This window comes from Bartonella sp. TT67HLJMS (assembly GCF_042193375.1).
GTDB lineage: Bacteria > Pseudomonadota > Alphaproteobacteria > Rhizobiales > Rhizobiaceae > Bartonella > Bartonella grahamii.
In genome coordinates this window covers 10763-25814 of record NZ_JBHILP010000001.1, presented here as the reverse complement: position 1 = coordinate 25814, position 15052 = coordinate 10763, and the positions used below count along the sequence as shown (strand labels likewise).

The following is a 15052-nucleotide window of genomic DNA, read 5'->3' as shown; positions in this document are numbered from 1 at the left end:
GGTAATGGCTTTGACGGTATAAGTACAAATATATCGAAGTATTTTGGTGGTGATACAGATATAGCTAACGGTAAAGCACCAACCTATACGATTCAGGGCAACACACATAATGATGTTGGTTCTGCTTTTGAGGGTGTCAATAATTCTATCACGGAGATTTCTAATCAAATTTCCAATGCGACAAAAAATAGCCTTGTCAAGCAAGAGGGAGAGAATGGTCTTATTACCGTTGGTAAAGCAACTGGAGGTATGAAAATTGATATTGCAGGCAGTGAGGGAGCTCGGACTATCGCAGGCTTAAAAGCTGCAGAAAACGATGATGAAGCCGTTAATAAAAAGCAACTTGATAGCCATATTGCAACTATTACTGACACTATTAACAATATTAAAGAGGGAAGTGCTTTTGCTGTTCTCTACGATAAAAATGCAGATGAAACCGTTAATTATAACAGTGTGACTTTAGGTGGCGGTAAGAGTACAGGACCAGTTGCTCTTTTGAATGTCAAAGATGGCAAAATTGCTGAAGGTTCGCATGATGCTATCAATGGTAGCCAGATTAATGCAATATCTGGAGATATTGCAAAGTTTTTTGGCGGGGGTACTGTATTTCAAGATGGTTCTTTTTTAGGACCAAGATATAATTTATCTACTGTTTCTGCAGATGGCACTGTAGAAAAGAAGGTACATACTAATGTTGACTCAGCATTGACAGGGCTTGATGCGAATGTCAAAAATGTAAATAGTCGTTTGACGCATGTTGCTAATGAGTTTACTCAGAAAATTGATGGTATTTCTAAAGATTCTTTGTTGTGGAGTGAAAATGAGGGGGCATTTGTTGCTCTTCACGGAGAAGGACAGAAGACAAACAGCAAGCTGACGTATCTTTTAGATGGCGATATTTCTGCTAACTCAACGGATGCAATAAATGGTTCGCAGCTCTATAAAACTAACCAAAAGATTAGTGAGTTGGGTAATGGCTTTGACGGTATAAGTACAAATATATCGAAGTATTTTGGTGGTGATACAGATATAGCTAACGGTAAAGCGCCAACCTATACGATACAGGGCAATACACATAATGATGTTAGTTCTGCTTTTGAGGGTGTCAATAATTCTATCACGGAGATTTCTAATCAGATTTCCAATGCGACAAAAAATAGCCTTGTCAAGCAAGAGGAAAATGAAGGGGATATCACCATTGGTAAGGAAAAAGGTGGTACGAAAATCAGCATTGTAAATAAAGGTGGCATGGATCGTACACTTTCTGGCGTGAAAGATGGAGAACTTTCTCAAATATCAACGGAAGCGGTAAATGGTTCACAGTTGTTTGCTACGAATGAGAAGGTTACAACTGTTACTGATAATCTATCAAAAGTTGCTGAAAATACCTCGAAATATTTTGGTGGCAGTACAGATGTACTCGAAGGTATAGAGCCATCTTTCCTTATTCAGGATAAAGAATATCATAATATTTTTGATGCTTTTAATGGTGTCAATACTTCTATCACAAATATTGATAATAAGATTTCCGATGTTGTAAAAAATAGTTTTGTTAAGCAAGACGGAGTTTCTGCTCCTATCACTATTGGTAAGGATACAGCGGGTACTGTGATCAATATTGCAGGTGTTGGTGGTTCAGGACGTAAAATTTCTGGCGTGCGGGAGGCAGAGAATGGTGATGAAGCTGTTAACAAAGACCAACTTGATAAAAGCATAGATAAGATTTCTAAAGATATTGAGACAGTAACTGCTGCTGCGGTTCTCTACGATAAGAATGACGATGGTAATGTTAATTATGGTAGTGTGACTTTAGGTGGCAATAAAAACGACGGGCCAGTTGCTCTTCATAACGTGAAAGATGGTAGCATTTCTGAAAATTCCCACGATGCAGTCAATGGTAGTCAGATTAATAAAATATCAGCAGATATTGCAAAGTTTTTTGGTGGTGGTGCAAAGTTTATTAACGGTGCTTTTGAAGGGCTGAAATATACTTTATCGGCTATTGTAGGTGGTGAGGTAGGGAAGGTTAATTTTTATGATGTTGGATCAGCTTTAACAGGTCTCGATAAAAATGTTCAAGATGTGAATCAACGCTTAACGAATGTATCCAATGAGTTTAATCAGAAAATTGAAGATTTCTCTAAAGATGCTTTACTGTGGGATGATGAAGAAGAAGCATTTGTTGCACGTCATGAAAAAGATGGGCAGAAAACAAAGAGCAAATTGAAGTATCTTTTAGATGGTGAGATTGCGGATGGTTCAACGGATGCCATTACGGGTAACCAGCTTTATTTCATGAGCAACAAGCTTGCTAGTTATTTCGGTGGCGGTGCCAAATATGAGAATGGCAAATGGACAGATCCTACTTTTAAGATTGTTCAAGTCAATGCTGATGGTACGACTGTTGAGAAAGAGCACCATAATGTCGCTGATGCTTTTGGTGACGTCAATGAAAATATGTCAAATATTAATGACCGTATTGATGAGGTCATCGACAAGGTTGATTCAGATGCTTTAAAGTGGAACAGTGATAAAAAAGCCTATGATGCTGGTCGCGATGGTAAGCCGAGTAAGATTATCAATGTAGCTGATGGTACAATTAAAAAAGATTCGAAAGATGCGGTTAATGGTGGACAACTTTGGGAAACCAATGAACGTGTCATAGGCGTTGAAAAAGATGTTGAGCACCTTACCAATAGAGTTGATAACATTTACAATACGATTGATGATATTAGTGATGTAGTTATCGATATTGGTGACAAAGTTGATAATATTGATAATAAAGTTAACGATATTGCTGAGGATGCGGTTCGTTATGATAGAGATAAAAACGGCAAAAAAACCAATAAAATCACATTAGCGGGTGGTGATCCTAGTGAACCTGTTATGATTGATAATGTAGCTGATGGTAAAATTGAAAAAGGGTCGAAAGAAGCTGTAAATGGTGGTCAACTCCATGACTATACTCAAGAACAGATGAAGATTATTCTTGATCAATCCAAGCAGTATACAGATCAACGGGTTAATAATATTGTGATTGATGCGATTGATGATGCTGTTGATCGGGCTAAACAATATACAGATATGAAGTTTGATGTTTTAAACTATAGTATTGAGAGTGTGAAAAAAGAGGCAAGACAAGCAGCTGCGATTGGTTTAGCAGTGTCTAACTTACGCTACAATGATACACCTGGAAAATTAAGCGTTGGATTTGGTACTGGTTTATGGCGTAGCCAATCTGCATTTGCCTTTGGTGCAGGTTACACCTCAGAAAATGGAAAATACCGTTCTAACATATCCGCAACAACTTCTGGAGGTCACTGGGGTGTAGGTGCGGGATTCAATATGACATTGAATTGATAATAAACAAAATACATAAAAACTCCTTTTCACCCCTGCCTCATGAGGCAGGGGTGAATTGTTTTTACGGATGTAAAAAATATATATAAATTGATAAGCGCTATAATGATCAATACAGGCTTAAAAAACAGAAAAACCGTACACTTTCAACAAAGTGAACTTCTTATTTCAAAATAAGATAATGAGTTTTTTCATAAATTATAAGTTCATTATTTTCTGCTTTAATTTTTAAATCTAAAAAATTTGTAGCATTCTACAGATAGAAAACCCCTTTCACTCTCTAGAAATCTATTAAAAAACCTTCTAGTAAGACGGAGTATATATTTAAATGTATTTCAATTTTACTGGAGGAAGTTATAGAAACAATATACTAAACTAACTCTACCCCTTGCAAAAAACAATCAACACGTTTAAAGGTTAAAAAACCAATCACAAAAAATTTACCTTCTTAGGAAATTTAAAAGAGCAAAACACGTTAACCATAAAACCTAAAAACACAATCTCTCTATCTTTTCAATCAGGTACTAAACTCTTGAACATGTTTAGAAAAGCCAATTTTAAAGAACTTTATAGCGTTTAAATGTGTCTTTTTTGTGTTTATAGTTATTTTTTCATTGGGGAGCTCATTATGAAAAAATTATATACAAAATTAGCAGGGAGCGATTTAAAATTTTCTCGTTTTCCTTTTATTAAAGTTCTATCCTTGACTTCAATAGCGGCACTTTCATCCACCATTTCTCCTGCTCTTTCGAATAATCTTGATTCAAGAGAAACAATTTCTGCGAACATAAGGAACACTGCTGGGATATATCCACAAAGTGTTATCTCTGTTTATGATGAATCTAGAAGTAATTTGGGTTCTTTCAATGAATCAAAAAATAATTATATAAGAATGTTGAATGTAGCACTGACATCACAAGTTAATGCTTTAAGTGGATACAAAAATTTTTTAATGAGAACCCTTACTGGTGTAAGTGATGATAATTCTATTACGAATATTTTAAAAATCGATACCAATAAGTTATCAAAAAATACATTATCTTCCACTCAAAGTGGACAGGATGCAGTGACTATTGATGTATCTGATTTTTCGCGAAAAGATCCCATCGCAAGCATAACACGTGGTGGAGAAGTACAGGGTGATGCATCGGGAAGTAATGTCATTTTTGGTGAAGAAGTTGAGGCAAAAACCACGAACAGTGTTGTTATTGGTTATAAAGCGAAGGCGGTCTTCGCTGGAGAAGATAAAAAGCTAGCGGCATCTGTTATTATAGGTGCTAAATCGGAGATCCGTGGAGGAGGGAACGTTTCCATTGGGGCAGAAACAAAGATATTAAAGAGTGACTCGGTTGCCATTGGTCGTTATGCAACAGTAGAGGAGGGGGGAAGTATAGCTCTAGGCTTTAAGGCGAATACGAAAGGTGAATTTGGTGTTGCTGTAGGGAATATGGCGCACGCTTTGGGTAAAAGCAGTGTTGCAATAGGTGGTGAATATAATGAGAAGAACGGGGACGATGATTATACAACTGCGAAGGATGATTATTCAACAGCTGTAGGAGCCGTTTCTAAAGCCCTAGGGTTTGGTTCGACAGCTCTTGGTCATCGTGCATATGCATTTGATCAAAACGCTATTTCTATCGGCTTTTATTCAAAAGCAAATGGGACTGGAAGTATTGCTTTAGGTGCCAATTCTAACGTGACGGTTGATGGTGGTGTTGCTTTGGGAAGCGATTCTGTAGCCAATAGGGCTGCTGGTAAGTTTGGCTATGCTCCTTCGTTGAAGGATGAGGTTTCAAAAAATGACACAGCTCAGTGGAAAAGTACGAAAGGTGCAGTGAGTGTTGGTTATGATGATGCTGATAATGGACAAACACGACAAATTACAGGCGTAGCAGCTGGTAGTGAAGCTACCGATGCCGTGAATGTTGCACAGTTGATGGACATGAAAAGCTTCGTAAAAGAAAACGGTTGGAAACTCTCTGTTGGAGATAAAAATGCTACAACTGTTCTTATGGATAGCGGAGTAGATTTTTCTGCTGGAAGTAGCAACCTAAATATTACAAAGGGCGAAAAAGACAATAAGCTAAAATTTGATCTGGCTCAAGATGTTACATTAACGAGCTTAAAGGCAGGAACAAATACCTTCGATGCCACCGGCTTAGTCATTACTGATGGTCCGAAAATAACGATTTCTGGTATTGACGCTGGAAATAGAAGGATAACGCGTATTGCACCTGCTGATCTTAGTGCAGATTCACAAGACGCGGTAAATGGTAGTCAGTTGAATGTTTTAGCTACCCATATAGCTCGATATTTAGGTGGTGGTGTTAAATTTACAAATGGCCAATGGGATGATCCAAAGTTCAAAATTAAAACTTTCAATCCTGAGACGAATGAGATTGAAGAAGAAAGTTTTCCGGATGTAGCAAAAGCCCTTGAGGGTGTGGGTAAGTCTTATGTAAATCTTCACAATGAGATTAAAAAAGCTGCCGATGATAGTGTCTTTAAATGGCATGCCGAAACGGAGAGCATTACAATTGCTGCCAGTGAGGGAAAAGGTGGGCAAGGAAGTATTGCTATAGGTAAGCTTTCAAGTGCAGCTGCAGAAAATAGTATTGCACTAGGTGGTTTTTCAGCGGCAAATGCAGAAAATAGTATTGCGTTAGGTGGACTTTCAAATGCAAATGCAGAAAATAGTATTGCGTTAGGTGGACTTTCAATTGCAGCTGCAGAAAATAGTATGGCATTAGGCTCAAATGCACAAGTACTAGCTAATGTTACTGGTGGTGTTGCTGTGGGTTATCAATCTGTTTCTCGTAACTCAGTGTCCACAGTTGGCTATGATCCTTCCATAGGGGGCCAGTCAACAGATGATGGTGTGATATGGAAGAGCACTCAAGGAGCTTTTAGTATTGGTGATACTCCGAATAAGATAACACGACAGCTTACAGGTGTGGCAGCGGGTTATGCAGACACTGATGCCGTCAACATTGCGCAGCTGAAAGCACTAAGAGAGTACGCAGGCAAAGGTTGGAAACTTTCTGTTGATGATAAAAATACCCAAGCCGTTAGCATAGATGATACAGTAGATTTTTCAACTGGAAGTAAAAATTTTAAAATTACAAAAGGCGATAAAGATAATAAGATAAAATTTGATCTGGCTCAAGATGTTGCATTAACGAGCTTAAAGGCAGGCACAAATACCCTAGACGCAACAGGCTTAGTGATTACAGGTGGTCCGAAAATAACAACGGGTGGTATTGACGCTGGCAGTAAGAAGATAACAGGCATTCAAGATGGTGCACTCACAGCAGAATCAACCGAAGCGGTCAATGGTTCCCAACTTTTGGCAACAAATACTGAAATTAAAGAAGTAAGAGACAGTATCCTTGTTAAGCAAGTAGCAAAGAAGAGGAGAACGCGCAATCTCCCTAATGAAGGAGAAGGTCTTATCACTGTTGGTATGGAAACTGGTGGTAGCGAAATCAGTATTCTAAATAAGGATAATGGAGCTCGGAAACTTTCCGGTCTACTCGGCGGGGCAATCAGTGCAACTTCAACAGACGCAGTAAATGGCTCACAGCTTCATACATTGGGCACAGGTGTTGCATCTTATTTTGGTGGTGGTGCTAGCTATGCGGATGGTAAATGGACCGCTCTTACATTCAAGGTAAAAGCAATCAAGGAAGATGGCAGCCCTGAAGATAAGGAATATCATGATGTAGCATCTGCTTTTTCTGGAGTTGGTAGTTCTATCACGAATGTTCAGAATAAATTGACTGAACAGGTTAATAATGTGATTAACAAAGTAGAAAGCGAAAGCTTTGTTCAGCAAGACAAAACAACGCATCGTCTCACTATTGGAGCTGCAGTAGAAGGCAGTGAAATCAATATTGCCAATAAGGCTGGTGCGGATCGGATTCTTTCTGGCGTAAAGGACGCGACGAAAAACAATGAAGCCGTTAACAAAGGACAGCTTGATAAAGGCTTGAAAGATCTTTCGAACAGTCTTCAGTCTGATGAATCAGCAGTTGTTCATTATGATAAAGATGCAGATGGTAAAACTAATTATAGTAGTGTGACTTTAGGAAAAGCTAAAGATAAGATAGCTGTAGGTCTCCATAATGTTGCTGATGGTAAGATTTCCAAGGATTCACATGATGCAATCACGGGCGGTCAGATTAATACCATAGCTTCGGATTTATCAAAAATTTTAGGTGAAGATGTATCCTTTGATGGAAAAAACTTTAAAGGGCCAACTTATAATTTATCGAATATTGATGAAAAAGGTGAAGTAACAGATAAACCGCATACCGATATTGGTTCTGCCTTTAAAGGACTTGATGATAATATCAAGAATGTTAACGCTCGCATTAAGGAAGTCTCAGAAGGAGTTGCACAAGATTCTTTATCTTGGAGCGATGGTGACAAAGCTTTTGTCGCTCTGCATGGGGAAGGGGATGACAGAAAAGCCAGTAAAATCACATCGCTTGCTGTAGGAGATATTACGAAAGAATCGACGGATGCAGTAAATGGTTCTCAACTTTATTCACTGGGCGATAAGGTTGCAAAATATTTTTCTAATGACGCTGAATATAAAGATGGGGAATTGAATGTTCCTGATTTTAAGCTCAAAACTATCAATGATGATGGCACTGAAGCTGAATCAAGCTATAAGAATGTATCAGATGCATTTTCAGGTGTGGGTAAACTTTTCACAAAGGTTCAAAATGCGATCAGCGATGTAATTAGTAATCTTCTTGTTACGAAAAATGAAGATGTTATCAACATTGGTAAAGGAGTAGAAGGTAGTGAAATCAATATCGCAAACAAGAGTGGTGCAGCACGGACTGTTTCTGGTGTGAAGGCAGCAGAAAAAGATAATGAAGCGGTTAACAAGGGACAGCTTGATAAAGGTTTGAAGGATCTTTCTGATACCCTTCTGTCTGATAGTTCTTCTGTTGTTCTTTACGATAAAACAACCGATGATCAAATTGATTATACAAATGTAACTTTTGGTAAAGGGAAGGGTGCTACACCTGTTGCACTGCATAATGTAGCCGCAGGATTGATTGCGGAAAACTCAACAGATGTTATCAATGGAGGACAGATTCACATCCTTTCAACGGATGTAGCAAAATTCTTGGGTGGAGATGCTGAATTTAAGGATGGTGCTTTTAAAGGGCCAACTTATAATTTATCCAGTATTGATAAAGATGGTGAAGTAACAGATAAACCGCATACCGATGTTGGTTCTGCCTTTAAAGGACTTGATGATAATATCAAGAATGTGAATGCCCGCATTAAGGAAGTCTCAGAAGGAGTTGCACAAGATTCTTTATCTTGGAGCGATGGTGACAAAGCTTTTGTCGCTCTGCATGGGGAAGGGGATGACAGAAAAGCCAGCAAAATCACATCACTTGCGGCTGGTTCTATAGCATCAGGCTCGAGTGATGCGGTTAATGGCGGACAGATTTATGATCTGAATCAGTCGCTAGCAAAGTATTTTGGTGGCGATGCTAAGTATGATGGTGATGGCTGGGTCCTTCCAGGTTTCAAGATAATGGCTTTCCAAGAAGATGGCAGCTTTGAAGAGGAGGATTATGATAGCATTGCAGCTGCATTTGCCGGTATCAATAAGGTCTTCAAGAATCTTCATAATGAGATTTCAGAAAACATTGAGCAAAATGCGTTGTTGTGGAGTGATGATGCGGGTGCGTTTGTAGCACAGCATGAGAAGGAAGGTAAAAAGGACAACAGTAAGATCACGTTCCTTTCGGAAGGAAAGATATCAGAAGATTCGACGGATGCGATTAATGGAGGTCAGATTTATACTCTACAACAGAGCTTTGCCTCATATTTTGGTGGAGGAGCTGGTTATGATAAGGAAGGAAACTGGCAAGGACCGAAATTCTACGTTCAGGTCTTTAATAAGGATGGTACGAAAGGTGATAAAGAGGAGCGTAATAATGTCTCTGAAGCATTTGATGTTGTTAACGACAGCATGAGCACTATCAACGATCGTATAAAAGAAGTTGAAAAGGATGCCTCTTCGAATGGTCTGAATTGGAATGAAGAAAAAGGAAGCTATGATGCCTCTCACGTTGATGATCAGGGCGTTAAGAGTCCTAGTAAGATTATCAATGTAGAGAATGGTAAGGTAGACAAAGATTCCAAAGAAGCAGTTAATGGAGGTCAGCTTTGGGAAACCCAGCAGATGATTACAGATCAGGTCAAGGATATTGAAACTAAAGTTACGGAGGGATCTGTACAATATGATAAAGATGAAACAGGTAAAAAGACCAATAAAGTTACATTAGTTGGTGGAGATGACAGTTCTCCAGTGTTAATAGACAATGTAGCTGATGGAAAGATTGAAAAGGATTCGAAAGAAGCTGTTAATGGAGGTCAGTTACATGATTACACAGAACAGCAGATGAAGACGGTTCTTGAAAATGCAAAGAAATATACGGATGAGAAAGTTAGTAGTCTTGTCAATAATGGCGTTAATGAGGCTAATTCGTATACGGATACGAAGTTTGAGACATTAAGTTACGCTGTTGAGGATGTTCGGAAAGAGGCAAGACAAGCAGCAGCTGTTGGTTTAGCGGTAGCTGGTTTACGCTATAGTGATATTCCTGGAAAATTAACACTCGCATTTGGTAGTGGTTTATGGCGTAGTCAATCCGCGTTTGCTGTTGGGGCTGGTTATACTTCAGAGAACGGTGATATTGGTTCCAACTTGTCAATTACCACTTCTGGAGGTCACTGGGGTATAAGTGCAGGGGTTAATGTGATACTCAACTAATAAACGACTGAATCCGTAAAATTGATTTGCCTTTTTCTTATTTAAGAAAAGGGCAAATTTTTTACCTTCTTCCAGAGCCCTCTAAAGCTATTCTAAATGTACAAAATTCCCGTAATTATATAAAATCCGAATATAAAAAGCTTATTACAACTTTTGTTGAGAATAAAAGACCTCAGTAGCAAAGATTCAAAAAATTGATTACTATTTTTTTGATAATTAGGTAATGAGGTTATTGCTCTATCTTGTTATTTTGATTTATTAAAGTTCATAAAGCAATGTGAGTACGAATAGACCCTTTATTAAAAAGAGACAGTTTTAGCTTTTATTTTCGTGTAGTGTTAAACCTATGCTTTATATTGGTATCGTTATAATTTTTCATTGAAATTCTTGTTGTTTAAATGACAAATTATCTTAAGAATAAAATAGTTAAAAATATTATGTTTTTTAATCATTTTCCTTTCTTGTAGCTTCATAGTAAAATTTTAATTTCTCCAAATTGTTTTAACCTAATTACGAGTATAAAAAGCAAATAGTGCAAATTCTTACAATTAAAAATATGTCTTTTTTATGTTTTGTGCATGGTTCTTTGTTGAGGGTTTGTTATGAAAAAATTATTGAATCACATTCAAGGGAAATAGTTCAAGTTTTCAGCGTTTATTTTATCGGTTGTTTGTAGCAACGTTTTCATTGGGAGTTGTGATAGTTGTTTTTTTATCGAATGCTATTCCTGGTTTGGCGAAAAAAATTGATATAATAGAACAGCTGTTTTCAGCCATGGCAAAAGCAGCAAAGAGCTATTCTCAAGGAAAATGCTCCTTTCTGCGCATGCTAACTCTAACAGCATTGGGGCTCTCTCAAAAGGTTTTGATTTATCAAAAGCAAGTTATTTAACAGCACTTAATACAGCACAGCAATGGCACCAATAGTGGATGATTCTATAGATGATAGTGGCTATATCAATTTTCTCGTTAATACGCTTTCTATTAAGAGTAAGGATGATTTTAGTGAGAGATTTTTTACCGATCCGCAATTGGTTATGAACAATAACTCTACAATTACAATGAGTTCTGAAAACAACGAAGATGCAAGGATTATCGATGGATCTGACACCTTGCGACATGATTTCATTACAAGAATGCAACGATTTACAGGTATGCAACGTACTCCAAACACAAGTATTGCTTTAGGTAGTGGAACGCAAGCGGAAAAAGAATGGAGCGTTACTGTAGGCAGTATGGCTCACGCTTTGGGGAAAAGCAGTGTCGCAATAGGTGGTGAATATAATAAGAAGAAGAGCGAATATGGAGATAATAATTATACAACTGCGAAGAGTGATTATTCAATAGCTGTAGGAGCCGTTTTTAAAGCCCTAGGGTATGGTTCGATTGCTCTTGGATGCATATGTATTTGCTCAAGAAGCTATTTTATAGGCTTCTATTCAAAAGCAAATGGGGGGCGCAGGATTCTTTATCATGGAGCACAAAGGATCAAGCTTTTGTTGCAAAACATGGAGAGAAGCAAAAAAACAGCAAGATCACATTCCTTTCGGTAGGAGCTATTACAAAGAGTTCCACGGATTCTGTGACGGGGTGGAAAGCTTTATTCACTAAATCAAACGCTGGCAAAATATTTTGGCGGTGGTGCTAGATATGAGAATGAAGAATGGACAGCACCAAATTTCAAGCTATAGAACCTTTGAAGAGAACAGCTATGATAATATTGCAGCAGCTTTTGCTGGCATAAATAGTGTTTTCGCGAAGCTTCATAATGAAATTTCTGGCAACATCGAGAAAAATGCTTTGTTATGGAGTAATGAAGCAGGCGCATTTGTGGCTCGGCATGGAAAAGACGAAAAAAAAGCTATAACGATATTGCTAATGCATTTAATGCAGGTCGTGGCGTTGATAAGAATAAAAAGGCGAGTAAGATTATCAATGTAGAGGGTGGAAAGGTAGAAGAAAGCTCGAAAGAAGCAGTAAACGGTGATCAGTTACATGATTATACGAAAAAGCAGACAGATACGATTCTCGATAAAGCGAAAGAATATACGGATGAGAAAGTGTCTAATATTGTAAAGGATGGTATTAAAGAGGTTTATTCGTATACGGATATGAAGTTTGTAACGTTAAGTTATGCTGTTGAGGATATCTGAAAAGAAGCAAGACAAGCCGCAGCCGTAGATTTGGCAGTGTCTGATTTAAGCTATGAAGATACTCTTAGAAAAATAAGTTTTTCTTTTGGTAAGGGTTTGTGGCAGAGTCAATTAGCTTTTGCCTTTGGCGCTGGTTATATGTCTGAAAGTGGAAGAGTTCGCTCTAACATATCTGCAACGAGTGCTGGAGATCATTTTGGGATAGGCGCAGGGTTTAGGGTAACACTGAATTGACAATAAACAAATTCTAACCATTAACTTTATTAACATTTTGTTTTTATTGCTCTTAATGAGAGATGGGAGAGTATAGTAGGCGCGCGCATGAGGTACCGTTACGGTGAACATAAGCAGCAATTAACATGAGTTAGAATATTTGAAGCATTAAGATATGATATTAAGACAGACGGCTTCTGTTGATTTAGCAGTATCGAATTTAAGTTATGAAGATACCCTTGGTCTTTAAGCATTTCATTTGGTACGGATGCATTGGTGTAGTGCATCCGTCTTTGCTATCAGAGCCGGTTATATGTCAGAAGATGGAAAAATCTGCTCCAATCTCTCTGCAACGAGTTCTGGTGGTCATTAGGGTGTAGGTGTTAGGCTTAATTTAATACTGAACTGATAAGCAAAAAACTTTTTTAAATATGCTCTTTGCCCTTGCCTCATCAAAGCAGGGGCATTTTAGTAAAAATATTTCATCAATCCTCTAATGAAATAAAAAATCTTATTCACGAAAAATAAACTGATGCCTAAATGGATGATCAATAGGTACAAAAATTATACCTCTTTCAAAGAGGTCAAAGCTAAAAACGATGTACAACCTTTGATAGAAAAAAACGAAATTAACTCTAATATTAAGCGTTTTTTTACCTTCCTTAAATTGACTTTCACGAACCTGCCCCTAACTACCCTCTAAAGGCGCTGTAGAAACAACAGCTTATGTCTTAATTTTATTTATGTCCTAAAATACGCTGTAAAAGCAGGAACACGCAAGGGAAATAAGAAAGCTTTAGAGCTCTAGAGCATACCTTTTTTGTGTTTTTAATCTATTATTATGAAGGGGGTATTATGAAAAAATTATATACTACACAAAATCTGCGTGATTTGAGTTTTTCTCGTTCACATCATCGATCATCACTGTTTAAAGTGGCTTCGTTAGGAACTGCGGTGGCATTGCTTTTATCGAATGCTTCTCCTGTTTTTTCAGCAAATCTCGATTTAACAAAAGCATCTCTTGAAAGTGTGAAGAATGCCGCTATAGTTTATCCGCAAAGTACTATTTCTGCGTATGATGATTATAACAGTGGTATAGATGGTTATAATTCTGTAATAAATGTTTTAACAGTCGACGGAAGATTTGCATGGGAAGATGCGCAAAACATCTTCACAGTGAATAGCACGCTCGTTCCTGATTCAAAAAGGGATAAGAAGGCTAAAAAAGCTGTTGTTTTAGATCCAGAGAAATATAGGGCAAAAGAGAAAAGTTTTGCCATAAACTCTATGGCTCGCACTTCAGGGCTAGACGGTATTGCGATAGGTTCCGTATATGATAATCAAGATAGCATTGGGGAATATACATTCGCGAATGATTACTCCTCAAAAGTGAGGGCTGATGGTAATGGAGCTATTGTTATAGATAAGAATGCTGAAACGCGTGCGGCTGAAACACGGGCGTATGGCAATGTTGTTCTTGGGGACGGTTCTGCGACTACATCGCTTGCTGGCGCTGACGGTTACAGTCCTATCGAGCTAAGCGAAAAAAATAAAAACAGTGAGATATGGAAAGGTACTGCAAATGCAGCGACTATTGGTGATTATAAAAATAAGGTAACACGCCAGCTTGAAGGAGTGGCTGCTGGTAGTTATTCTACTGATGCTGTTAATGTTGCACAGCTAAAAGCGTTAAAAACTTATGTAGACCAAGGTTGGCAGCTGTCTATTGGAGGTAAAAATGCCACAACGATTGGTATAAAGAGCACGGTAGATTTGTCGGCTGCAAGTGACAACCTTAAGATCACAAAAGGTGCGGAAGACAATAATGTAAAATTTGATCTAGCAGATAATATTACAGTGGAGCGAATTACCGCTGGAAGAAGCTCTATGAGTAGTGATGGCTTTCTGTTTGCTGGTGGGGCTAGAATAACTGTGGATGGTATTGATGCTGGCAATAAACAGATTACAGGAGTGGCAGCTGGGAAAAAACTTGATGATGCAGTGAATTTTGCGCAGCTACAAGAGATAAAAAATGAAATAGCAGCAAATAGCTTTGCAGTTCTCTATGATAAACATGCAGATGGCATCGTTAATTATAATAGTGTAACTTTGGGTGGTGATAAGACTACGGCACCAGTTGCTCTCCATAATGTACAAGCTGGTACAATTGCAGAAGGGTCGAACGATGCAATCAATGGTAGCCAGATTGAAAAAATATCCCGAGATGTAGCAGGTATTTTTGGTGGTGATGCGGAATTTCGCGAAGGTATCTTGTTTGGTCCGCACTATCATTTATCGCACATTTCTGAAGATGGTGTAGCAGTAACTAAAGACCATTATGATGTTGGTTCTGCTTTGACAGGACTTGATGACAATATCAATAATGTGAATAGCCGCTTAACACATGTAGCCAATGACTTTACTCAGAAAATTGATGGGGTCTCTAAAGATTCCCTCTTGTGGAGCGAAGATGAACAAGCATTTGTTGCTCTTCATGAAGCAAATGGAGAGAAGATAGA

At 38.1% G+C, this 15052-nt stretch carries 6 protein-coding genes and 1 pseudogene; all 7 read left to right on the top strand.

Annotation, left to right across the window (positions count from 1 at the left end; genetic code table 11):
- Nucleotides 1–3360 (top strand): Vomp family autotransporter (locus ACFIJQ_RS00045; protein ID WP_375627909.1); only part of this gene is annotated, 3360 nt, incomplete at its 5' end.
- 628 nt (nucleotides 3361–3988) lie between these two features.
- Entirely contained in the window at nucleotides 3989–10168 is a 6180-nt protein-coding gene (locus ACFIJQ_RS00040; RefSeq protein WP_375627907.1) for a YadA-like family protein, read from the top strand.
- A gap of 696 nt (nucleotides 10169–10864) precedes the next feature.
- Nucleotides 10865–11059, top strand: coding sequence for a hypothetical protein (locus tag ACFIJQ_RS00035; protein ID WP_273788636.1), 195 nt, complete (start codon nucleotides 10865–10867; stop codon nucleotides 11057–11059).
- A gap of 22 nt (nucleotides 11060–11081) precedes the next feature.
- Entirely contained in the window at nucleotides 11082–11720 is a 639-nt protein-coding gene (locus tag ACFIJQ_RS00030; protein ID WP_375627905.1) for a hypothetical protein, read from the top strand.
- 97 nt (nucleotides 11721–11817) lie between these two features.
- Nucleotides 11818–12108, top strand: a complete 291-nt coding sequence (locus ACFIJQ_RS00025; protein ID WP_375627904.1) for a hypothetical protein — start codon at nucleotides 11818–11820, stop codon at nucleotides 12106–12108.
- Between the two features lie 248 nt (nucleotides 12109–12356).
- Complete coding sequence (locus tag ACFIJQ_RS00020; RefSeq protein ID WP_375627902.1) at nucleotides 12357–12554, top strand: YadA-like family protein; 198 nt, start codon at nucleotides 12357–12359, stop codon at nucleotides 12552–12554.
- An 834-nt stretch (nucleotides 12555–13388) separates the two neighbouring features.
- Nucleotides 13389–15052 (top strand): annotated as a pseudogene (locus ACFIJQ_RS00015) (hypothetical protein); the annotation flags it as partial.

Coding starts and splice junctions, on each gene's coding strand:
- ACFIJQ_RS00025 (WP_375627904.1), top strand. CDS start 11,818: ATGAGAATGAAGAATGGACAGCACCAAATTTCAAGCTATAGAACCTTT.
- ACFIJQ_RS00040 (WP_375627907.1), top strand. CDS start 3,989: ATGAAAAAATTATATACAAAATTAGCAGGGAGCGATTTAAAATTTTCT.
- ACFIJQ_RS00030 (WP_375627905.1), top strand. CDS start 11,082: ATGGCACCAATAGTGGATGATTCTATAGATGATAGTGGCTATATCAAT.